Genomic DNA, 21000 nt, shown 5'->3' with positions numbered 1-21000 from the left:
CCCCGGCCGAGGCCCTGGCGTTCCGCGGCATGGGGGCGGACGTGCTCAACCATTCGATAGCGCCCGAGGCCACTTTGTCCCGCGAGATCGGCGCGTGTTTCGTGCCTTTGGCGTTCGTGACGGCAGGTTTCAACGACTATATGGACCGCAATCGCCAGAAATTGCTGCAGGAGGATGTCTTGCCGAGCCTGTCCATGACGGCCTCGCGGGTCGCGCTGGAGACCGCGGCACGACTTCCGGTCAATCCGGAATGCTCTTGCCATGGTTTGAAGTCGCCTCAACCGGAAGAGCGCGCCAGCCGGTTCTGAGGCACGGTCGGCACTTTGGGTATTTAGATCCGCCGATTGAAGCATGGAGTGCTCCCGCGTCGACCTTTCAGCTAAACGAATCTCGTAACCTGGGTATCTGGGGGTCTAGGTATCGAGACGGCGCAAGCGTGGTGGCGTACGGCGCCAAGGTGGTGGCGCGGCGCGCAATCTCGACAAGGCGCGCATCGCGACCGAAATCGTGCGTGATGCCGCGAATGGGGCCTACGATTGGTCGAGCTCGACCTCGTCTCACTGACGAGCGTCCGGGCTTGCGCTGATGCGCTCCTGCCCGATGGTCGGTCGTTCGACCTCATCATATCCAATTGTCAGAAAACTGCATCGTGTCTGTTGCATGTCCCACCAATGTTGAAAGAGTTGGTTTGAACGACGCTGGTGCATTCCGTGAGTGCCGGCAGTTTCCTCTATTGGCTTTGCTGCATTTCCTTAACGACGATGTCTCCGTCCACCACGATCGGTTCGTCATCCAGGAAAAGACTGCAACCGCGCATCGGAATGTCCAGGTGGCAGGCGGTGTCATTGGGGCCGCCGAGTTCGTTGTTGGGGCCCGTCGAAAACATCACGTTGCCGTAGAAGGAGCGCAACTCCATGCCCATGCCGCCGGGAAACTGTGTCAGGCCGTGCCACTGCGCCCGATGGTCGAGGCCCCAGCCGACATGGCTCATGCCCATGCCGCGCGGGTCCTTGAACTCGCCCATGTAGGATTTGATCAGCTCGGCTTCGAGCCCGCCGCGGATGTCTTGAACGAAGCCTTTTTCGATTGTGTAGACGACCGGTTCGCGCACATAGGTGTTGAATGGCAAAAGCACGTCGCCAGGCGCCAGCACGATCTTGCCGTCGACACCGTCGTCAGCGCCGCCGGTGAAGACGAAGGCCGCTGGCCAGTGGTCCCAGCGTCCGGGCTGGTCGGTGTAGCCGTATTCTCCAACCGTCGGATAAACGCCAAGCCTGTAGATCACGTCGGTGCCGTGGCGGGAGGTGATGCGCATGGTCTTGGCCTTCGACAAAAGCGCCTCGCCGATTTCGACGCGCTCGCGCAGTTCCTTGGTCGGCAGCAGCCGGGCAAGCAGCGGCGCGGGTTCGACGGCTGTCAAGACGCGCGCACCGGCCGCCTGGATCGCCATCTGCTCCGGGCTGAACAAAAGAAAGATGAGGTCGACGACCATGTCGGCCTGCTTCAGCGCTTCGACCGCCTCGGGATTGGCGGCCAGGCCGGTCTCGCCGACCGCCCAGGCGCCATTGCCGGGCAGCGGCGGGGGCAGGCGCATGTGGTACATGCGCGCGCCGAGGCGCTGGCCGGCGGCGAGGAACGCATCGGCATAGTCGAGGCGCTCGCTGCCTTGCGACAGGACGATAACCTTCTCGCCCTCGTGCACGCCGCTGAGCGTGAGCTGGTGCAGGCAGATTTCAGTCAGAACGTTGCGGTCCATCCAGCGATCTCCTTTGCAATGTGGGCGGCATCGCGGCCCATGGGATTCAGTTATGCGTTCTGCTTGGGCGCTCTTCGCTGGCCGGCGCGCCCGATTTCGTCCAGCGCCTCTTTCAGGCCGACGACGTCGCCATATTTGGCATCGATGTCGAACAGGTTGGCTTCATGCGGCCCGGCGTGCCGGTCGCCAACGCAATCCCTGACCACGATGGTTCGGAATCCGTGCTGGACTGCGTCCACTGCGGTTGCCCGGATGCAGCCGCTGGTCGAGCATCCGGCGAGTATGACGGTGTCTACGCCGTCGGCATGCAGCATCGGCGCCAGGCTCGTGCCGAAGAAGGCGCTGGCATACTGCTTGGTGACGACCAGTTCATCCGGCAACGGTTCGACGCCGTCGCAGAATTCGGCCAGCGGACTGCCGGGGACCAAGGCTGCCATCACCGGCGCCTTCTTCACCCAGATCCCGCCGTCGGCGCAGCTCGGCGCGCGGTAGAGGATGTTGGTGTGGACCACCGGTACGCCGGCTTGGCGCGCTGCCGCCAGCAGTTCGGGCGTGCGCGCTACGGCCTCCACCACGCCCTGTGCGAAGAGCGGCGCGCCAGGGGTCGTGTAGGCCTTCATGAAATCGATCACCAACAGCGCCGGCTTGCGACCGAAGCCGATGCGACTGCCCCAGACGCCGCCGTAGTTGTCGGCTGCCGACTGCGTTTCAGCCTCTATGGAAATTGTCGGCTGAGTCATGGCCGTCTCCCTCAGTACGCGCCGGAAAGCAGCGCGCCGGCGCCGGGAACGACTGGCTCCAGGCCGAGCGCCTTCAGCAGGCCGTAGGTGGTGGCGACCGCCGCCGTCAATACCGGTTTTCCAGTAAGGGCTTCGACCTTGGCGATGACGGGCAGCGACGGCATCTGCACGCAAGCCGACAGCACGACCACGTCAACACCTTCGAGGTTCATGCCGGCAACGATGCCGGGCAGGTTTTCCGGATCGTGTCGCGCCACGTCGAGGTTGTCGGGGATCTCCAGCGCGCGCCAGTCGACGACGTCGAAACCTTCCTCGCGGATGTAGTTGACCACCAGTTCGGTCAGGGGCCGCACATAGGGCGCCACGACGGCGATGCGCTTGGCCTTCATCACCTTGAGGCCGTCGACCAAGGCGCCAGCGCTGGTGACGACCGGGATGTCGGCGCCGTTCTCCTGCGTGCGACCGCGCAACCGCGCCTCTGACTGCCTATGGTAGCCGAGCCCCATCGCCATGATGGCGACCAGGCAGGCATAGCCGAGCACGTCGACCTTCGCATCTGAAAGCTCGGCCGCGCAGCGGTCGGATTCGCCGTCCATGGCGGCAAGCTCGTCCTTGCTCACCGTCTTCATGCGCATGCGGCTCGAATGGAATGTGAAGCGCTCGGGGCGGATGGCCTGGCGCGCCATCAGCATCGCCGGGATCTCTGTTTCCATAGTCGTATTGGAGCTCGGCACGATCTGGCCGATCCGGAACGGTTTCGTGGTCATGCCGTTTTCCTCGCTGCCAGAGCGGTTCCGAGCAAGTGGTCAGCCGCGGCCAGAAACCCTTCGAGATTGTCCCAGGGGATCATGTGTCCGGCATCGGGCACGCGCTCGATGCAGATGCCGGGGTTGAGCGACTGAATTTCCGCTTCGTCGGCAGGTTCGATGACCCCGCCGCGCGTCGCCACCATGATGCCAGCGGGGACGGGAAGGCCGGGCAGATCCTGATGGATGTCGTCGGTGTGGAAGCCCTCGAAGGCGGTAACGATAGCGGGTTCGTAGCAAGTGTGCAGCCACTCGGCGCGCAGCGCGCGCTGCTCGTGGCTCCATGTCGGACAGAACGCACGCATCGCCTCGGCATCCATGCCCATTTCTGCCTGCCGTATCGAATCCACATACCAGGACAGCTTCGACGGGTAGGCGCGGCGGTCCGGCCCCGAGACGGGCGGGTCGACGAGCAGGAGCCGCGCCATACCGGCCGGGTTTCGCGTCGCGGCGCGGATTGCGATGCGCGCGCCCATGGAATGGCCGAGCACCGTCACGCCGGAAAGACCGAGCGCGGCGATGAAGCCGGTCAGGTCATTGGCAAGGCAGTCGAGTTGGTAATCGAGGCCTGGGCCGGATTGCGACAGACCGCGGCCACGCACATCGAGGACGTAGACATCGAATTCGCAAGCAAGCCTTTCAGCGACGAAGTCCCAGGTCACGGCCGGGCTGGTGATGCCCGGCACCAGCACCAGCGGCGCTCCCGCGCCGAGATGGTGCCGGTAGTGCTGGCGGATGCCGTTCGCGAAAACGTTCGCGCCCGACGTTGCCATGGCGCTCATCAGGCAACCTCACTCTTCAACGTGGCGCCATAGACGTCGTAGCCGAAGACCCAGGCCGGATCTTCCTGGCTGCGCAGCCAGGTGTTGGCATTGGACACCGCCTGCACGCGCGAGGCGCGATCCCTGCGATTCGCTTCGTAAAGGGCGAAGGCGGCTGCGTGATCTCTGGTCCCGGTTTCGCCCAGGCACCGCGCAAGCATGGCGGCATCCTCGATGGCCATGGCCGCGCCCTGTGCCATATGCGGCTTCATTGGATGGCAAGCGTCGCCGAGCAGCACCAGCCGCCCCTCGCTCCATACCGGCAGCGGCTTGCGGTTGAGCAGCGGCCATTTGGTGACCTCGTCGCTCGCGTCGATCAGTGAGTCCACCACCGGATGACAGCCGGCAAACGTGTCGCGCATCTCTTCGCGGCTGGAGGGTACGAAAGCCCCATCGAAGTCCCAGGCCGGGTGAGGGACGCCGGTGACGTAGTAGTATTCGCTGCGGTCCGCCGTGGTGTGGTAGACCATCATGTGGCGGTCCTCGAACCACCATTTCACGCAATCTTCGAAGTCGAGGCCGTAGCGGCTTAGCTTGTCGGACGAAATCACCGCCCTGTGGGCGACCCAGCCGCTGTAGTTAGGCTTTTCCTTGCCGAGCAGTGCTTCGCGCACCTTCGAATTGATGCCGTCGGCGCCGATAACGATCTCGGCTGTGACTCGAGTGCCGTCGGCGAAGCTGAGTTCGACGCCGGCGCCATTGTCCGTCACCGCGTCCAGCCGCTTGCCGAAGTGCAGGTTTTCCGGGCGCAACAGCGATACCTGGAGCGCGTGCAGATCGCCGCGATGGACGGTCACATAAGGAGCGCCATACTCTTTTTCGGCGAACGCGCCGAGCCGAATTCGGGAAAGATACTCGCCGGAGCGCCCATCACGGCTGAACCAGAAATCGGGCTTCGACCCCATGTCAACGACAGCGTCTTCCATTCCTAGTTGACGAAACACCCGCATGACATTGGGACCCATGTGAATGCCGGCGCCGATGCGTGCGAAAGCTGGAGCCTGTTCGAAGACGTCGACATGAAAACCGGCTTGCTGAAGTAGGCTGGCAGCGGCAGCGCCCCCGAGACCGGCGCCGATGACGGCAATTTGCGTTTGCATGGGCTCGTTGACCCTCCGTGTGAATTTAGAACCACGATCATCTGTGTATTTATAGAGTATACACTCTAAATGTCAATCGAAAAATAGAACGACGGGAAAAAAATCTGCGGAAATATGGGAATTTGACATCGTCTGCAAAACAGATATTATAGTGTATGCACTTTTTTATCACGCCTGTACGACCGGACTCCCCTGCGGCTTACGGCCCTACAAAAGGCACGCAGCGTGGGCAACCGCGTCTTGGCTCCCGCAGATCCGGCTGCCGAAAGACTCTCGCGCAATGCGGCCCGCAAATCGGACATAAAAGCAGCAACGGAAGCTGTCTTGCCTTGCGCAACGCGGGCGTTTTATGCATGCGTCGAGTGCTACGACTTTGGAGCGGAACGCGCGGTGCCGGATCACAAGCCAAACGAAGCGGATCGGATCGAGAATGCGGATCGCTATGTTTTCACGGACCAGGTCGGTTACCTGCTTCGGCGGGCCTACCAGCGACATCTCGCAATCTTCCAAGCGAATGTTGGCGATCCGCAACTGACGGCAGTTCAATTTTCGACACTGTGTGCGCTAAAGGACAGCGGCCCTCAGTCGCAAAGCGAACTCGTGAAGGCAACAAGCGTCGACCAGGGCACAATTCGTGGGATCATCGACAGGTTGAAGAATCGCGACTTGATTGCGTTTTCGAAGGACGGCGCGGATGCGCGCAAGGTAATAGTCTCCATCACGACCGCCGGTCTGCAATTGCTGGAAGCAGTCGTGCCGCATGCGAGAGATGTCACCGAACTGACCTTAATGCCCCTGAATCCTGCCGAACGAATGGCACTTCTCCACACGCTTCGCCTCCTCGGAGAGGATACGGATCCGAACGACTGAAGTACGCCATAGTGCTTGCAGCCTTCAGCAAGTCTGGATGGCGGCATTGATTGCGCTGAGCGTCAACGGCATGGATGTGCAAGTCTCCGTCGCACCGTCGACGCCGCTTCTCCACGTGTTAAGAAACGACCTTGGCCTGAATGGCCCGAAATACGGTTGCGGCCTGGCCGAGTGTGGCGCCTGTGCCGTGCTCGTCGGCGATACCGCGGTTCGCTCGTGTACGGTGCCTGTCGGGGCGGTCACAGGCCGGTCGATCACGACATTGGAAGGGCTAGGAAAGCCTGAGCACCTTCATCCCGTTCAAGCCGCGTTTGTTGCAAACAACGCCGCCCAGTGCGGCTACTGCATCAACGGGATGATTATCGCCACCGTGGCGTTGCTGAGAAGCAATCCCAAGCCGGACGAGACCGCTATTCGAACTGCCCTGCGCCACCATTTATGCCGCTGCGGCACGCATCTTGAAATCCTTGCTGCTGTTCGCGAAGCGGCTCTGGCCCCGTCCGATGTCGCAGTCGCTGAGGCAGAGGAGACAGCTTCATGACCGGCCCGCGCGACCGGCCTGCCGCGGCCTATCTGGCAGATCCCGATACGCTTCTGGTTCTGCGCCCAAATCCTTTGGAGGGCAGGGACGATGAACTGTTCCTTGCGCTCGACGCCAAAGGCAACGTTACGGCGTTCAATGGCCATGTCGATCTCGGCACCGGAATTCGCACTGCACTGGCCCAGATCGTGGCCGAGGAGTTGGATGTTCCATTCGACCGCGTCCGCATGGTGCTTGGGTCGACCTCGGCCACCCCGGATCAAGGAGCGACCATCGCCAGCGAAACCATCCAGATCAGCGCAAAGCCGCTGCGCGCGGCGGCTGCGACGGCGCGCGTTCATTTGCTGCAATTGGCAGCGACCCGCTTCGCCTTGAAGGCGGAAGATCTGGTCATCGAGGAAGGGGTGGTCCGCGCGGGAGATACGGAAACAAACCGCCTGGTCAGCTTTGGTCATCTCATCGCCGGCGCCCACACGCGCCTGTTCATCAATCCGCACGCGCCTCAAAAACATGCTTCGCAATACCGCATCGTCGCCCAGCCGCAGCCACGCACCGACATACCGGCTAAAGCCACCGGCACATTCACCTACGTCCATGACGTGCGTCTGCCTGAGATGCTGCACGGGCGCGTTGTCCGACCGCCCTATGCCGGCTTCGATTCCGGTTCGCACGTCGGTGCCAGCCTGATTTCCGTCGATGAGAACTCGGTGGCCAATGTGCCGGGCCTCGTCGCCGTGGTGGCCGTAGGCGATTTCGTCGGCGTGATTGCCTCACGCGAAGAGCAGGCCGTCGAGGCCATGCAACGTCTCGAGGTGCGATGGCGCGCCGCACCGGACATGCCCGACCTCAATGCACCGCAGGCGGCGCTGCGCGGGAATCCGTCGACGGCCCGCAAGCTGGCCGATCGGGGAGATGTCGAACGCGCGCTCGGCGCGACAGCCGAGCCGATGCAACGCACTTATGTCTGGCCTTACCAGATGCATGGGTCGATCGGACCGTCCTGTGCGGTCGCCGACTGGCGCCACGACGGCCTGACGGTCTGGTCTGGCACGCAGAACCCGTTTCCGATGCGCGCCGACCTGGCACAACTTCTCGACATGCCGGAAGACCGGATCGTTGTCGAACGACTGGAAGCGGCCGGATGCTACGGACGCAACTGCGCCGACGACGTGACGGCTGACGCCGCCCTGTTGTCCCGGGCTGTCGGCCGGCCGGTGCGGGTCCAGCTTACTCGCGAGCAGGAACACGCATGGGAGCCAAAGGGTGCCGCGCAGGTCATCGATGTGCGGGGCGGCCTGGACGAGGAGGGTGGTCCGGCGGCCTATGACTTTGAAACGCGTTACCCGTCCAATCTGGCGCCGACCCTGCCGCTGATCCTGACCGGCAAGGTTTCACCAGTCGCGGAGGTCGCCTTGATGGGCGACCGCACGGCGGTGCCTCCCTATGCATTCGGCAATCTGCGCGTCACCGTCCACGATATGCCCACACTTGCCCGCGCCTCGTGGTTTCGTGGTGTCTCGGCGCTGCCAAACAGCTTTGCGCATGAATCCTTCATCGACGAGCTAGCGACGGCGGCCAAAGTCGATCCAGTCGAATACCGCTTGCGTTATCTAACCGATCCGCGCGCAATCGATCTGGTGCGGGCCGTGGCCGAACGCGCCAAGTGGAAACCGCATACCAAGCCGGGCACGCATGGCCGCGAGGGCGATATTTTGTACGGGCGCGGCTTTGCCTATGCCGTCTATGTCCACGGTCCTTTTCCGGGCAAGGCAGCCGCTTGGGCGGCCTGGGTCGCCGACGTGGCCGTGAACAAGGTGACGGGCGAGATCGCGGTGACCAAAGTCATCTGCGGTCAGGATACCGGCGCGGTGATCAACCCGGACGGCGTTCGCCACCAGATTCATGGCAATGTCATTCAGTCGACCAGCCGCGTTCTGAAGGAGGAGGTCAATTTTTCTTCCACCGCGGTCGCCAGCCTCGAATGGGGCGCCTATCCGATCATCGGCTTTCCAGAGGTGCCGGACATCGACGTGCTGATGATCCCGCGCCCCGACGAGCCGCCGCTGGGTGCCGGCGAGTCCGCCTCCGTACCAAGTGCGGCCGCGATCGCCAACGCGGTGTTCGACGCCACCGGCATGCGTTTTCGCGAACTGCCGCTGACGCCGGAGCGCGTGCGCGCCGCCCTGAATCCGCTGCCGGCTTCGTCGCCATCGAACGGGAACAGGCGAACGGCCCGAGCCAAACGTTCGCGCCTGCGGTTTGCCTGGCCACTTGCCGGCGCTTTTTCCGGCGCGATCGCCCTTGGCGCAGGAATTTTCCCGTTCAATGCGGCCATTGCCCCTGTGGCGCGTCCGCTATCCGATGTCTTTTCGCCTGCCACGATCGAACGTGGCCGGCTGGCCGCAGCGGCTGGCGCCTGCAACGTCTGCCATGTCGGCGTCACCGGCACGCCCTTTGCCGGAGGCAGGGCTCTCGAAACCCCCTTCGGCATCGTCTATGCCACCAACATCACCCCCGATGAAGCGGCCGGCATCGGCACCTGGTCCTACCCGGCTTTCGCCAGGGCGATGCGCCAGGGTGTTGCGCGCGACGGACACCATCTCTATCCGGCGCACCCCTACACATCATTCGCCAAAGCAAGCGAGGCCGATCTCCAGGCGCTCTACGCCTACCTGATGGCACAGCCCGCCGTGACGGCCAAAGTACCGCAAACACAGCTGCGTTTTCCCTTCGGTGTACGGCCATTGATGGCAGGGTGGAACGCGCTTTTCCTGTCGTCATCGCCGGCACCGTCCGATCCGGCCCGAACCGCGGCCTGGAACCGCGGCGCGGAACTGGTCGAAGGCCTTGGCCATTGCAGTGCCTGTCATTCGCCGCGCAATGTCATCGGCGGAGAGATCAAGGGCGCGATGCATCTTGCCGGCGGCGTCGCCGACGGCTGGCACGCACATTCGCTGACGGCAAAATCCTTCGCGCCGGTCGCCTGGAGCGAAAAGGCTTTCTATGATTATCTGCGAACCGGCCACTCGGCCCAGCATGGCGCGGCGGCGGGACCGATGGCTCACGTGGTGGATTCGCTGGCACCGCTTCCCGATGCTGACATCAGGGCGCTGGCGGTCTATCTCGCCAGTTTCAACGTTGGCGGCGAAACGTTCGCGGCCAGCGGATCGATCCAAAGCGTCATCGATGCTGCAAATCTTGCTGCCCCCAAAGCTGCGGCCGCCTTTCCTCGCGGTGCGCGAATGTTCGCAGGTGCCTGCGAGACCTGTCATTCCGAAGCGTCGTCCATCACGTCGCTGGCTCTCAACACCAATCTTCATGCCGATGCGCCGGACAATCTCCTCCATGCCATCCTGGAAGGCGTGTCTGCGCCGGCTGCCTCGCCGCTCAGGACAGACGCGACCGATTTCGGTGTCATGGCGATGCCTGCCTTCGGCGGCGCCCTGGACGATGCCGATCTGGTCGACCTCGTGAACTATCTGAGGGCGCGTTTCGCGCCCGACAGACCGGACTGGCAAGCCGTCCCGGATTCGCTCGCCGCCGTCCGATCCACTCACCATTGATGTAGACTGGAAATATCAGAGTGCCAATGTGCCCTCCGGAAAACATGGTTGGAACGCCCAGGCGAGATTTGGATCGAGCGTGAAAACGGATTTTTCTGGGCTGCCGAAACACACGAACGACATGGGAAGATTTCTGACTTTGGCCCGCGAAAAAGTAAATGAAATCACCGACTCTGGCATGTCTCCCGGGTCATGACTATTGATTTTGCACCGAAAAAATCTGTTGGTTGGAGAAGTGACGGTACTTTTTGAAGCAGGTAAGGCGCGTCGTCGAGCGCCACAAAGTGAAAAAAATCGCCCGATTGTTCTCGATAGTTGGTGAAACCTCAAAATATTTTTTGCGGCGATTTTCCTTTTAGAATCAACGCCGTAATTTTTTGACGGTTCTGGTGTCGGACTTTGCACAATTCCGAAAAATATTTGACAGTAATTTCAACGAGTTATAAGCTGGTTAAACAATCGAGTGGGAATGACCGGATACAACCTGCGGCAAAGCAAAGCTTCGGTGGCGATTTTCGCTTGCCGCGCCGTTCCGTTTCTTACTTCCGCTACGCTGTACATTTCTTTCTCTCTGAACTTGCAGGTTCGATCTGCGCCCATGTCGCGGTTGATGTAAAGCGTTTGAATGGGTGAGAGGGCTCTGGCGTAGAATGGCGTGCGCAAAGGCGGGTCCGTTTTGCGCCTGTGCGCAGTGGCGCTCGGCCTCGAGCTGACCCACCTAAAATTCTATCCAATCAGAGGAACTTTGACCACGAGCCTAGCGTCATGCGCTCCTTCGCGTGGGCAAAAGAGAGAGGGAGAGGGCCGCCTCGCGCGGTCTCCTCCCTTCCCGATTAGGCCTTTGTCAGTTGTTCTAAACTGCGGCCACTGCCTTCCGGATCACGTCGATCACGACGGCAGGATGGGAAAGCATCGGCACGTGGCTACTCACCACCTCGGTGACATCAGCGCCCATGCGTTTCGAGACCCAGCGCTGCAGGTCGGGATGCACGGTATGGTCTTTCGTGGCTAGAACATACCAGCTCGGCTTTGACTTCCATGCGATTCGATCGGCGCTGAGATTCTGCTGATGGAACAGATCGAACACGGGCGCATAGTGGGTAGCCCATATGAGCTTCTGGTCTGCCTCGGATAGGTCGCCCGCGAAGAATTCAGGGCCATTCGGCAACATCCAGGCGCGTCCATCCGCGACCTCGACCCGCGTGAAGATATCCGATGGGTACTTATCGAGCTGGTTCTGCACCGTTTCGCCGGCATCCGGGGCAACTGCCGCGATGAACACGAGCCCCACGACGCGATCGTCAACGCCGGCGGCGGTAATGGTAGCACCACCGTAGGAATGCCCGACAAGGAGGACGGGATTGCCGACGCGGTTAAGTGTCCGCTTTACAGTCGCCACGTCCTCCTCGAACGAATCCAGGCCATATTGAACAGAGATGACTTCGTGACCGTCTGCCTGGAGCGCTGGAATCACCTTGTTGAAGCATGAACCGTCGGCCCAGATTCCGTGGCAGAACACGATGGTCAGCTTGGATATTGTCGACATTTTGCGGTCTCCTGGTTGATCAAAAGAGACCTAGAGCTGTCTTCCACCGGCGACAAAGACTTTGTACGTTCGACCTATGCCTTAAAAGTATAACGGTGACCCATGGAACTCCGACATTTACGCTATTTCGTTGCCGTCGCAGAGGAGGGTAGTCTGCTAACTGCTGCCCAGCGGCGGCTAAACACATCGCAGCCTTCGCTGAGCCGACAGATTCGCGATTTGGAAGCCGAAATCGGTGTGATGTTGCTCGAGCGGCAGGCACGCGGCGTAGTGCTTACCCCTGCGGGACGCGTCTTCCTAGATCATGCCCGGCTCGCACTTCTGCAGGTCGAGGCCGCGGTCGATAGTGCTCAGCGGGCGGCGCAGCCGAATAGGCCCGTACTTTCCATCGGATTTCTTGTAGGGCTGGAGGTCACGTGGTTGCCTCATCTGTTGCGCATCATCCGCGAAGAAGTACCGGAAACGGAAGTCACGCTGTGCAGCCTGTCTTCCCCTGAACTTGCCCTCGCGGTGATGCGCGGGAAGCTGGACATGGCCTTCCTTCGCCCCGAAAAACAGAGCCTGGGCCTGACCTTTAAATTGCTGACGAAGGAGCCTTTGATCGCCATCCTGCCAGCGGGCCATCACCTGGCTTCGCGCAAAAAGGTCCGGCCGCAGGACCTTGCCAGCGAAATTTACGTCAGCTCAGCGAGGACGTCTCCGGTATTGCAAGCAGTGATCGAGGCCTACGCATCGAGCGCTGGAATCACGCTGAAACCTAAGTACGAAGGCGAGAACATATCGTCGGCGATGTCACTGGTCGCGTCCACTGGAGGCGTGACGCTCGTTCCGCTGTATGCACAGAATATGCTGACGCCGAACGTCGTTGCCAGGGCGCTCGAAGGTGTGCCTCCGACAGTCGATCTTACTTTGGGATATGCCGACGCTAACTCATCACCTTTGCTCCATCGACTTCTGTCCCGTGCGGACGAGTTGATCGAAAGCGTTCAAAATCAAAGCATCATTCGGTATGCTGAAACGCCATAGTAAAGTTACGGCCCAAAGCATCAACAGCAAAGGGACGTCCGTCTAGGCGATATCCGACGGTCCACTTTGAGGCACGCAGAATGCGCCGTTGGATGACCGGCTTAGTCGCTAGCGTGCATGGAGGCGATTTGACTTACTAAGGTCCGCTTTTGCGCATTGGCCGACCAAATGCTGCCGTTCCGCTGCCGGCTAGAAGCGGCCATATCGCAGTGAAATTCCAAAACGGATGTTCTGCGACTGCGAATGCCAGCTTAGCGCCTTGGACCGCGGTTCGGATTCATGCTGTGGAATGAAAGCATCTGGCCGAAAGCGGACGCATCAGTTCGGATCCCTTGCGGCGCGCCAGTTTTCTGGAAATTAGGGCTTAGAGATTGATGGCGGCCCGGCTTCGGCTGATCATTTGCCGCCTTCAAATGGTTCCTGTCTTTGGATCAACGGGGATTTAGAACGATCGCCTCGCACGCAGCTTTCCTTTCTCACCAATTGCCCGTGCGGTTCTGCGCTGCACTCTTGAGCGCGCGAGAGGCGGATCGATCCAAGCTGTCTGCGCAGGCCGCTTCGACGTCAGCTTTGGTCAAGCCAACGTCGCGCAGATGGAAGTCGGACAGGTGACCAAGCCCGCGCTCTATGTTGCGGCGGGTCCGCCACTCATGGACAAGGGCCGGCAGGCGTTCGAGCGGACGATCAAGAGCAGTGCCCGGCAAGCCCCGTGCGGTCTGGCCTAGTGTCGTTTGCATCACGTTACGCCTGGTCATGGTAAACCTCCGTTGGCCGGGTTGCTCGAATGACGATCACCGTGACGGCAGAAGGCGGGAAGGCGCCAGGGCAGCTTCGGAAGCGCTCCGCTTCAGATTGTGAACTGGCCTTAGTCCTCCGCAAGGCCTAACTTGCGGCAAAGGAGCGCTCAGCGATGACGCGACGGCCTTACGGACTGCTCTGCCCGATCTCGCGCGCCTGCGAGTTCCCGGAGCCGCGCTGGACGATCCAAATCCTGACCGAGCTCTGGAACGGCTCGACCCGCTTCAATGACATTCGCAGGGGGTAGGCAACATCTCGTCCGCCCTCTTGTCGAGGCGGCTCAAGGAGATGGAAGCGTTGGGCCTGGTCGAGCGCGTGGAGGACGAGGCGTCGGGCAACGTCGCCTATTTCCGCACCGAGAAGTCGATCAAGCTCGAGCCGGCGATGAACGCGCTGGCGGAATGGGCGCAATGCAACATCGAGGCCGAGATCGCGCTCGCCGACGTGGATGTTTCGACCCTCATGTGGTTCGTGCGGCGAAAGATCGACCTCGCTGAACTGCCGCGGCGGCGCGCCGTCATCCGCTTCCATTTCCGCGACGATCCCCCACCGAAGTGCCCCCACTACTGGTTTGTGGTCGAGCCGGGCGCGGACTTGCCCGAGCTATGCTCGCTCGACCCCCGCCGAAACGTCGACCTTTACGTCGAGACCGGCGTTGTTTCGCTGGGGGCCATCCTGGAGGGCCGCTCCAGCATCGAGCGTGAGAAAGAAAAGGGCGGCCTTTTCCTGAGCGGCGACCCCGGCCTTGCACGCAGCATGGACCGTTGGCTGCGAACCTTGGTCTATGCGGCGCTCGAGGGAATCGTCCCGCTTTCTTGAAAACCACACTGAGGTTGCAGGCTCACGCGCGGAGGGTCGTTCGTAGCCGCGCAACGCCTACTACAGAGGAAATAAGGGAGGGAAGACATGTCGGCCAAAATCCTGCAAATCAACTACAAGCTCACCGGCCCGAGGGCCGAGTATGAGCGAGAAAACCTGCCCTATGCTCAACCCATCGCGGACCTACCTGGCCTGCGCTGGAAGGTCTGGATCATAAACGAGGCCCAAAGCGAAGCCGGAGGGATCTATCTTTTCGACGATGGCGCCACAGTGCAAGCCTTCTTGGACGGGCCAATTATTGCGGAGATGAAAGGTGATCCGACGTTGAGCATCAAGGCGTTTGACGTGATCGCGGGACTCACGACCATCACACGTGGCCCGGTGAAGTAGTGTTCTCGGAGGTTAGGATGGCGCAAGCGTCACTTAAGATAACGGGACGAGCGCCTCCCGCTGTCGCGCGTAGGTAAAGCCAGTTCAAGCCAATTTGAGGTTGTCGAGAACGGTGACATCTATGGGACGGCGGCATGTTGCAGCATGTGGCGAGAGCATCGCCAAGCCTGGAGGCGTCGCGCTGCCCCGCTGTGGTGCGAGACCAGCTCGGTAGTCGGCTCCGAGAGTCCGGTTAGAGGCGCAAAGGGGTCACCCGCAATCCGGTCGCGAAGGCCGGCTTTGGGCCAGAAGCGGATCTCTCGCAGTGGAATTCCACAACCGATATTCTCCGACTTTGATGGCAGCTTTGCGCCGAATGTCGGCCGTTGAAGTGAGCTCTGCCGACGCCTGAAAGCGGACATTGACTGCGACCAGGCTGGAGGTCGCGGTTGCGCCACGTGTCGCGTTGAGTTCGGCCCTCGGAAAATCAGTTCTGCGCCCCTGAAGGGGACATTCGAGAGTCACCTCGCTCTGTGGAACACCCTCGACAACCGTGTGGCGTGGGCCTAGCATGGGCTCATCGGGCGGAGACCGGCAATGCTCAGTCGGCGCGACTTATTCTCACGGTTCCTTCGGGGTCTCGGAGCCATATCGGTTATCAATTTCGGGGCGGTTGCTTCCGCACTCGCCGGCTCGCGACCCCGGTTGCGCGTTGGAGCTGCCCTCCAGGCACCTGTGTCGTGGGCCGAGGACTGCTCATTCGTCATCGGCGTTCGGTCGAGCCTGCAAAATTCGGATGATCCGATGTCGCCAAACAATGTGCGGACCGCACTCTGCCCGTTGTGCAACAGCTATGTCCACATCACTGCGACCGAGGCGACACGCGTCCCGTCACCAACAGCTTAGGGCTTCGTAGCGATTGGATCTTGCCTGGCAACGCTGTAGTCACTCGGCTTGTCGCTCCCCGGAAGCTTGCCAGGAATAAGCGCAGACGGATCGAAAAGGGCGCTCTTGTCGGGCTTTGGAATTCCGTACACCAGCAAGCCCGAAACGTGTGCGGCTGCAAATGAGGTTCCCGAGCAAACATTTGTCTGGCCATTCGGGTTCGCGACGTTGCCAGGCCATAGCGATCGGATCTTTACGCCGGGCGCAGCGAAATCAGGCGGTCCTATCTGGATGCCACTAGTCATGTCGATGTTGCCGTTTCCATAAGCGGAAAAGTTCCAGAACACGTCCGTCTTCCTCACCGCAGAAACGGTGATCACTGCTCCAGTCGGAGTGCCCGTGGAAGGAAACCGGTATCCGCCAGCACGAGCGGGAGAGATGGTCTGCACGTATCCCGAGCCGCCAATGACGTCGGTATTTCCGGCAGCAACCGAAATAAAAAGCTGCTTGTTTTGCGCAAGGTCCCGCAGAAGGGCTTCAACCTTCGATTCCGGACTGGGCTCTGTCGTTCCAGACGTTGCCCCGGGTATATACAGCGGATTGTAATAGGCTCCAAAGCTCACGTTCACAACATCGCCTGCTGCGGCGTATGTCTTGACATACTGAAGGGCCGTGAGCGCATTGCTTAACAGGTCGACCGGATATGATGCGGTAAATATTCGCAGCGCGCGTATCTTGATCCCCGGAGCCACTCCAATCAGTTCTAGATTGTTTCCTTTTTTTGCGCCGATTATCCCGGCCACCATGGTTCCGTGTCCGATTGGATCGGCGGCCGTTTCGGAAACGCAACTCGCTGTGCAAAGTCGCTGCTCGACGATCTGCAATTCGTTGGCGATATCTGACCCAGGGCCGATGCCGCTGTCGACAATCCAAACGGTTTTCGTCAGCGCGCTCGCATCCACAGGACTGGGGTTGACCCGCTTGATGTTCTTAGGGAGAGACTCCGTAGTGGAGATGGCTTTTTGATCGTCTTCGTCCCCGCACTCGGAGCCCATGCCGAAAATCAGCGAATTTGAGCTGATCTCGCCTACTTCGAGGATTTTCTCTTCAGCCACCCGAGCGCGGGCGGTCGCGGCTGATATGGGAAGTGTGAGCGCGCTGAGCGAATACAGATTGCCTACGTTATCGGAGAAATACTTATCGCCTCCGTTTTGATCGATGAAGGCTTCCCCGAGAATTGTTCGCGCTATCTGGTTGACGTCAGCCTCGGTGTAATCCTTTCCGCTTTTGAGCCATATGATTGACGTGTTGTCAGCCTTGGCCTGCATCTCGGAAATCACGGTGCCAGGAATAGGCTCCAGCGGGGTCCCGCCAGATGACTCCTCACCTGCGTTCGCAAGCGGCGCGTTTGCAAGGATCAGGCATGCGACGAACAGAGTCGGTAAGCAGCGCATGCCAATCTCCAACCGGGCCGATTGCCCAAGTCGCCAATTCACAATAGAGTAATTTGAAAAGGTGGGCGTGGCAATAATGTCTCACCGTCCTTGCCCGATTTCTCAAGCGGCGGCTTGGGGGATATTTCAGCGGGGCGCTCGTTTGACGGGCTCATGGTGTCTGCCGGTTACAGATAGGGGGATTTGATGGCACGGGCGAGGGCAAAACGTAATCGGCAGCAGACGGAAATCGCGCAGGCCATAATCGCGGAGTGGTTTCGAGTACTGCCGGAAAGTTCCGGGTCCATCGGAGCCATGGACGAGTACTCACTCACTGCGGCCTTTAATGACATTCTTGACAGGCCAGCACTGGCCATAATCGATGATCCGACCGTCGTGAAGATAGTCGTGCCGCTGCCCCCGGCGGGCATTGCAACGCGTGACCAACTCAGTGACTACCTTGCACGCAATCAGGATTTCGTTGCCGGAATGAGCGCGGCAGCCCTCTTCGGCTGCGGTCGATAGAGCGCGGATACCCTGTGAGGCCGGCTTCTATCTGGGAAGGCCGGCCTTCTCCATGTCTCTCGCGAACGCGGCCAGCAGGGCTTCATCCGCAAATGGCCTGCCGTGCGACCACTCCGTCACCGTGAATTTCGGGTCCAGGTCCAGCACACGGCTCGCCGCCTGAAGCGCTTCACTGACCTTGTCCTGACGCACCAACGCGACCGTTAAAGCAAGCCACGCTCTAACGTAACCGGGATGCGATGCGACGACCTCGCGGCAAATCAGTTCAGCCTCTTTGGCTCTCCCCACCGCCAGATTGGAGAGTGCAAGATTGGCCGATATCCAAGGCGAGACATGGTGGCTCAGCGAAGCCGCGCGATTGTAGGCCCGAATGGCGGCAGGGTAGTTGCCGAGCAGATCCATGAGCGCGCCCTGGTATCCTACGATTTCTGGACTGTGACCCGCGACCGCGACGGCATCATCCATGGCCCGCTGCGCCTCCTGAGGCTTCCGTTGAAGCAATCGCAAGAATGCCAACAGAGCCAGCACGTCCGAATGGCCGGCGTCAATGCGCGAGGCACGCTCGTATAGAAGTTCGGCCTCGTGGATCGCTTCCTCGTCGTTCTCTGCCCAGCCCAGACGCACCTCGTCGAGATAGCAGAACCCGAAAGCCACCAGGGCGCACAGGTAGGTGGGATCCATGGTCAGTGCACTGGAATAGAACTCCTTCGCCCGCCGATGCCCCTCCCGTGTGTATCGGCGCTCCTCGTCATGACCTCGCTGAAAGGTCTCCCACGCCAAACCACTGCGTGTTCCACGTTTCCAAATCTGCGCCTGTTCCCCGTCGGTCAGCGCCAATTGCAAGGCAGATACGACTTCCGAGGCAATCTGGTCCTGGGCATCGAAGCTGTCGCGAAGATCGTAGTCATATCGCTCGGCCCAGATGGTCGCGCCGTCAGACACCGAAATCAGCCGAGGCATGATCCGGAGATGCTGGCCGCGCGTGCTGATGCTCGATCGCAAGACATAATGGGGCTTGCCTCGCGCCACGGCGGTCGCATCTCGAACCGAGATCGAATTGGTGAGCCGCGCCAAGACAAGATGAATCTCATCTTGCAGAGACGACGCGACGAACCGCGCCGATTGCGAGTCGTCTTGCGGCTCAAACGGTTGAATTTCAACAATCGGCTTTACAATATTCTCTCTATATTGCTGGATGTTCCTTAGAAAGTCGGAGGTATACTCATCCGATTTAGAACTTACAACACAATATATGTGAACGCTATCGCTAATATTCTTCAGGCGCTTAGAGCCAATACTTTCGGTAACCACCGAAAACCCATCAGGAAATCGCCGAACGACATCGTCGGACATAAGTATCTGGCCGGGCGCTGCTACTCCCTGAATGCGGGACGCAACGTTGACTGCATGTCCATAGATGTCGCCATCGATTTCAAAAACCTCTCCGAACGCAATTCCAACCCGCCAGCGACTATCTTGCAGCCTATTTTCGAGAAGCGCTGATTGTGCTGCTATGCCAGCAACCGCTGCATCCGAAGCAGACTCGAAAGCTGCCAGGACGAAGTCACCCGGAGTTGAAACTATCCGTCCGCCATTTGCCTTGAGCGCCTTCACAAACGCGTTGCGCGACGTGACGAGATTACGGACGCCCGTCTCGGGGTTCCGGAAGACGGACTCGCTGTATCCGACCATGTCACCGGCAAGGATGAAGAGTTCTTTCCGCGTCTCGGCCACGATCGTATCGGACGCCGTGGGCTGGGCCAGAGTTCCACCCGAGGCGGCCTCGCCAGATACTATCGTTTGCACGTCAGCCCGAATTGTTGGTTATGTTGCACCGCAGAAGTCATCCTACCTACAAATCGGCGTATTAGCCAGTTGGAATGCAGCGTCGGCATGCCCGGGACATCGCCGGCGAAGCTCCACATGAGGTCGCGAAAGGCGCCGAGGTTCCCTTTGATCACGTTCGCCAGCCCGCCTGCAGTACTGCCGCTGCCCACGGGATGTCCCTTTCACGTCGCCGCCGCCGTATTGGCACCGGACCACACCGGCCGCCGACGCCTGGTTTCTGGGCGCGCCCGGACCGCAGACGGGGCCTTCAGTCGGACGGTGATGGAAGGCATCGAGCGCAGCAGTGCCGTATATACCGGTCGCGAACAGGTCGTGGTGGCCACCTTCGATGAGATGCAAGGTTCGGCAATAGATCCTCGGGATCTCTTGAAGTATTCGCCCCGACAGTTGGCCCATGCGGAGGTTTGGAACTCCAGCGCTGATCGAGACCAATGGATACCCGGGCCTTTCAACACTGGGCGAGCGATATCATGGTTGGAGATCGAGCATGTCTCAACAGGAAATCGAGGATATGCGCCGGCAGCGTATTGTCTGCTTTCATACCCGAATTGTTACGATATCGGATTTTGTTTGGCAGACAGTTCGGGGCTTGCCGCTGGCCTAAATAGAGAAGAGGCGACGCTACGTGCGGTTCTCGAGCTTGTTGAACGCGATGCGGTATCCATATGGTGGTATAATCGCCTTAAATTGCCGGAAGTCACGATACCGCAAAGTCAGGAAGAGTTGGTGAGGTTGTTTCGTAGCTGGTTGCGGACACTTCATCGGAAGCTTCATTTGATTGACCTAACCAATGATCTTGAGATCCCGGTTGTCGCAGCGCTGGCATATGGCGAGGATGGCAAAGGATTCTGGTTTGGTTCCGCTGCTGGCCCGGATCTGCATCAGGCCATTGAGGGTGCTCTGGGAGAGGTCTGCCAGTTCATGCTTTCCGCCAATTTCGCACGGCCGATGTCTGCCGCAAGGCAGGCCATCCCACCGAATTTCGTCGCTTGGGCTGCTGCCGCGTCGTTGCGACGAAACCGCCATTTGACGCCCTCAGGTCGGCTTGACCATCGCCGTGAGCACGCCGGGCCGGAGGACGTTCTCGGCAAACTCAGGTCAAAGGCCGTTGACCTGTTCGTTGTGTGCTTGTCCCGCGACGATGCGCCAACCGTCGTCCGCGTCCTCGCACCTACGCTTCGCCCGATCTGGCCCCGATACGCCGAGGGCCGGCTGTTCGAGGTTCCGGTAGCCATGGGCGCGCGCAAGAGACCTATTTCAGAATCGGACCTTAATCCGACGGCTATTTTGTACTGACCTCAGCCCGCGTTGTCGAGGAGTTCACCGGCTTTGGACAGGTCACGCACTCGGACCGTCAGCGTGTTGCTCACTTGGTAGCGACGAGTTTCGTCTTTTGCGTGCCCTCGCGCTTTTTCAGATAGCCGTAGCGTGCCGGGATCGGGGCGAGACGGGCGCGGCCCGCGATCTGCTCGCGCCAGTTCATGAGTGGTTCACGGAAGGGCGCGTGACTTGCCGGACCCAGAGGCGTTGCTCGCTGGGCGCCGAATAGCTGCT

General features: G+C 60.5%; 18 protein-coding genes and 1 pseudogene. 10 read left to right on the top strand and 9 right to left on the bottom strand.

Features of this window, described 5'->3' with window-relative positions:
* Positions 1-308, top strand: a pseudogene (locus CK227_RS32840) (5'-methylthioadenosine phosphorylase); the annotation flags it as partial.
* A gap of 422 nt (positions 309-730) precedes the next feature.
* On the opposite strand, the gene CK227_RS32835 reads toward CK227_RS32840, so the two are convergent.
* The 5 genes from CK227_RS32835 to CK227_RS32815 are packed head-to-tail and all read right to left on the bottom strand — an operon-like array spanning position 731 to position 5223.
* Positions 731-1756 (bottom strand): leucyl aminopeptidase, encoded by a 1026-nt coding sequence (locus CK227_RS32835; RefSeq protein WP_095775920.1) that lies wholly within the window; start codon positions 1754-1756, stop codon positions 731-733.
* 50 nt (positions 1757-1806) lie between these two features.
* A complete protein-coding gene (locus tag CK227_RS32830; RefSeq protein WP_095775919.1) occupies positions 1807-2496 on the bottom strand; it encodes an N-carbamoylsarcosine amidohydrolase in 690 nt (229 codons plus the stop codon).
* Between the two features lie 11 nt (positions 2497-2507).
* Positions 2508-3263: an Asp/Glu racemase gene (locus CK227_RS32825; protein WP_095775918.1), complete on the bottom strand. Its 756-nt coding sequence runs from the start codon at positions 3261-3263 to the stop codon at positions 2508-2510.
* A complete protein-coding gene (locus tag CK227_RS32820) occupies positions 3260-4084 on the bottom strand; it encodes an alpha/beta hydrolase (protein WP_095775917.1) in 825 nt (274 codons plus the stop codon). The genes CK227_RS32825 and CK227_RS32820 overlap by 4 nt, the downstream gene beginning before the upstream one ends.
* Positions 4084-5223: an FAD-dependent monooxygenase gene (locus CK227_RS32815; RefSeq protein WP_095775916.1), complete on the bottom strand. Its 1140-nt coding sequence runs from the start codon at positions 5221-5223 to the stop codon at positions 4084-4086. The genes CK227_RS32820 and CK227_RS32815 overlap by 1 nt, the downstream gene beginning before the upstream one ends.
* A gap of 390 nt (positions 5224-5613) precedes the next feature.
* Between CK227_RS32815 and CK227_RS32810 the strand changes: the two genes are divergently transcribed.
* From CK227_RS32810 to CK227_RS32800, 3 genes are read left to right on the top strand one after another with little or no spacing between them, the layout of a single operon-like run.
* Positions 5614-6093 (top strand): MarR family winged helix-turn-helix transcriptional regulator, encoded by a 480-nt coding sequence (locus CK227_RS32810; protein WP_095775915.1) that lies wholly within the window; start codon positions 5614-5616, stop codon positions 6091-6093.
* A 37-nt stretch (positions 6094-6130) separates the two neighbouring features.
* A complete protein-coding gene (locus tag CK227_RS32805; RefSeq protein ID WP_095775914.1) occupies positions 6131-6634 on the top strand; it encodes a (2Fe-2S)-binding protein in 504 nt (167 codons plus the stop codon).
* On the top strand, positions 6631-10197 hold the full coding sequence (locus CK227_RS32800) for a molybdopterin cofactor-binding domain-containing protein (RefSeq protein ID WP_095775913.1): 3567 nt from the start codon (positions 6631-6633) through the stop codon (positions 10195-10197). The genes CK227_RS32805 and CK227_RS32800 overlap by 4 nt, the downstream gene beginning before the upstream one ends.
* An 853-nt stretch (positions 10198-11050) precedes the next feature.
* Here CK227_RS32800 and CK227_RS32795 read toward each other — a convergent pair.
* A complete protein-coding gene (locus CK227_RS32795; protein WP_095775912.1) occupies positions 11051-11743 on the bottom strand; it encodes an alpha/beta hydrolase in 693 nt (230 codons plus the stop codon).
* A 102-nt stretch (positions 11744-11845) separates the two neighbouring features.
* On the opposite strand from CK227_RS32795, the gene CK227_RS32790 reads away from it, so the two are divergent.
* Complete coding sequence (locus CK227_RS32790; RefSeq protein ID WP_095775911.1) at positions 11846-12769, top strand: LysR family transcriptional regulator; 924 nt, start codon at positions 11846-11848, stop codon at positions 12767-12769.
* Positions 12770-13245: 476 nt separating this feature from the next.
* Here the strand turns inward: CK227_RS32790 and CK227_RS36480 are convergent, their stop codons facing one another.
* Entirely contained in the window at positions 13246-13524 is a 279-nt protein-coding gene (locus CK227_RS36480; protein WP_142877206.1) for a hypothetical protein, read from the bottom strand.
* A 155-nt stretch (positions 13525-13679) separates the two neighbouring features.
* Between CK227_RS36480 and CK227_RS37900 the strand changes: the two genes are divergently transcribed.
* The 3 genes from CK227_RS37900 (at position 13680) to CK227_RS32780 (ending at position 14776) form a co-directional block, all read left to right on the top strand.
* Entirely contained in the window at positions 13680-13814 is a 135-nt protein-coding gene (locus tag CK227_RS37900; protein WP_280951258.1) for a hypothetical protein, read from the top strand.
* Positions 13815-13864: 50 nt separating this feature from the next.
* Entirely contained in the window at positions 13865-14386 is a 522-nt protein-coding gene (locus CK227_RS32785; RefSeq protein WP_245318375.1) for a hypothetical protein, read from the top strand.
* An 87-nt stretch (positions 14387-14473) separates the two neighbouring features.
* Positions 14474-14776, top strand: coding sequence for a YdhR family protein (locus CK227_RS32780; RefSeq protein WP_095775909.1), 303 nt, complete (start codon positions 14474-14476; stop codon positions 14774-14776).
* An 881-nt stretch (positions 14777-15657) separates the two neighbouring features.
* On the opposite strand, the gene CK227_RS32775 is transcribed toward CK227_RS32780, so the two are convergent.
* Entirely contained in the window at positions 15658-17094 is a 1437-nt protein-coding gene (locus tag CK227_RS32775) for a S8 family serine peptidase (RefSeq protein WP_095775908.1), read from the bottom strand.
* A 186-nt stretch (positions 17095-17280) separates the two neighbouring features.
* On the opposite strand from CK227_RS32775, the gene CK227_RS32770 reads away from it, so the two are divergent.
* Positions 17281-17598, top strand: coding sequence for a hypothetical protein (locus CK227_RS32770; RefSeq protein WP_095775907.1), 318 nt, complete (start codon positions 17281-17283; stop codon positions 17596-17598).
* A gap of 27 nt (positions 17599-17625) precedes the next feature.
* Here CK227_RS32770 and CK227_RS32765 read toward each other — a convergent pair whose 3' ends face one another.
* Positions 17626-19332 (bottom strand): adenylate/guanylate cyclase domain-containing protein, encoded by a 1707-nt coding sequence (locus CK227_RS32765; protein ID WP_143750555.1) that lies wholly within the window; start codon positions 19330-19332, stop codon positions 17626-17628.
* A 219-nt stretch (positions 19333-19551) separates the two neighbouring features.
* Between CK227_RS32765 and CK227_RS32760 the strand changes: the two genes are divergently transcribed.
* Positions 19552-20742 carry a YcaO-like family protein gene (locus tag CK227_RS32760; RefSeq protein WP_179296575.1) on the top strand — a complete coding sequence of 397 codons (1191 nt, stop codon included), beginning with the start codon at positions 19552-19554 and terminating at the stop codon, positions 20740-20742.
* Positions 20743-21000: the final 258 nt, after the last annotated feature.

Origin of the sequence: Mesorhizobium sp. WSM4308, assembly GCF_002294905.1 — a bacterium.
Taxonomy (GTDB): domain Bacteria; phylum Pseudomonadota; class Alphaproteobacteria; order Rhizobiales; family Rhizobiaceae; genus Mesorhizobium.
The sequence above is the reverse complement of the archived record's forward strand: the minus strand, read 5'-3'. Positions and strand labels throughout refer to the sequence as shown.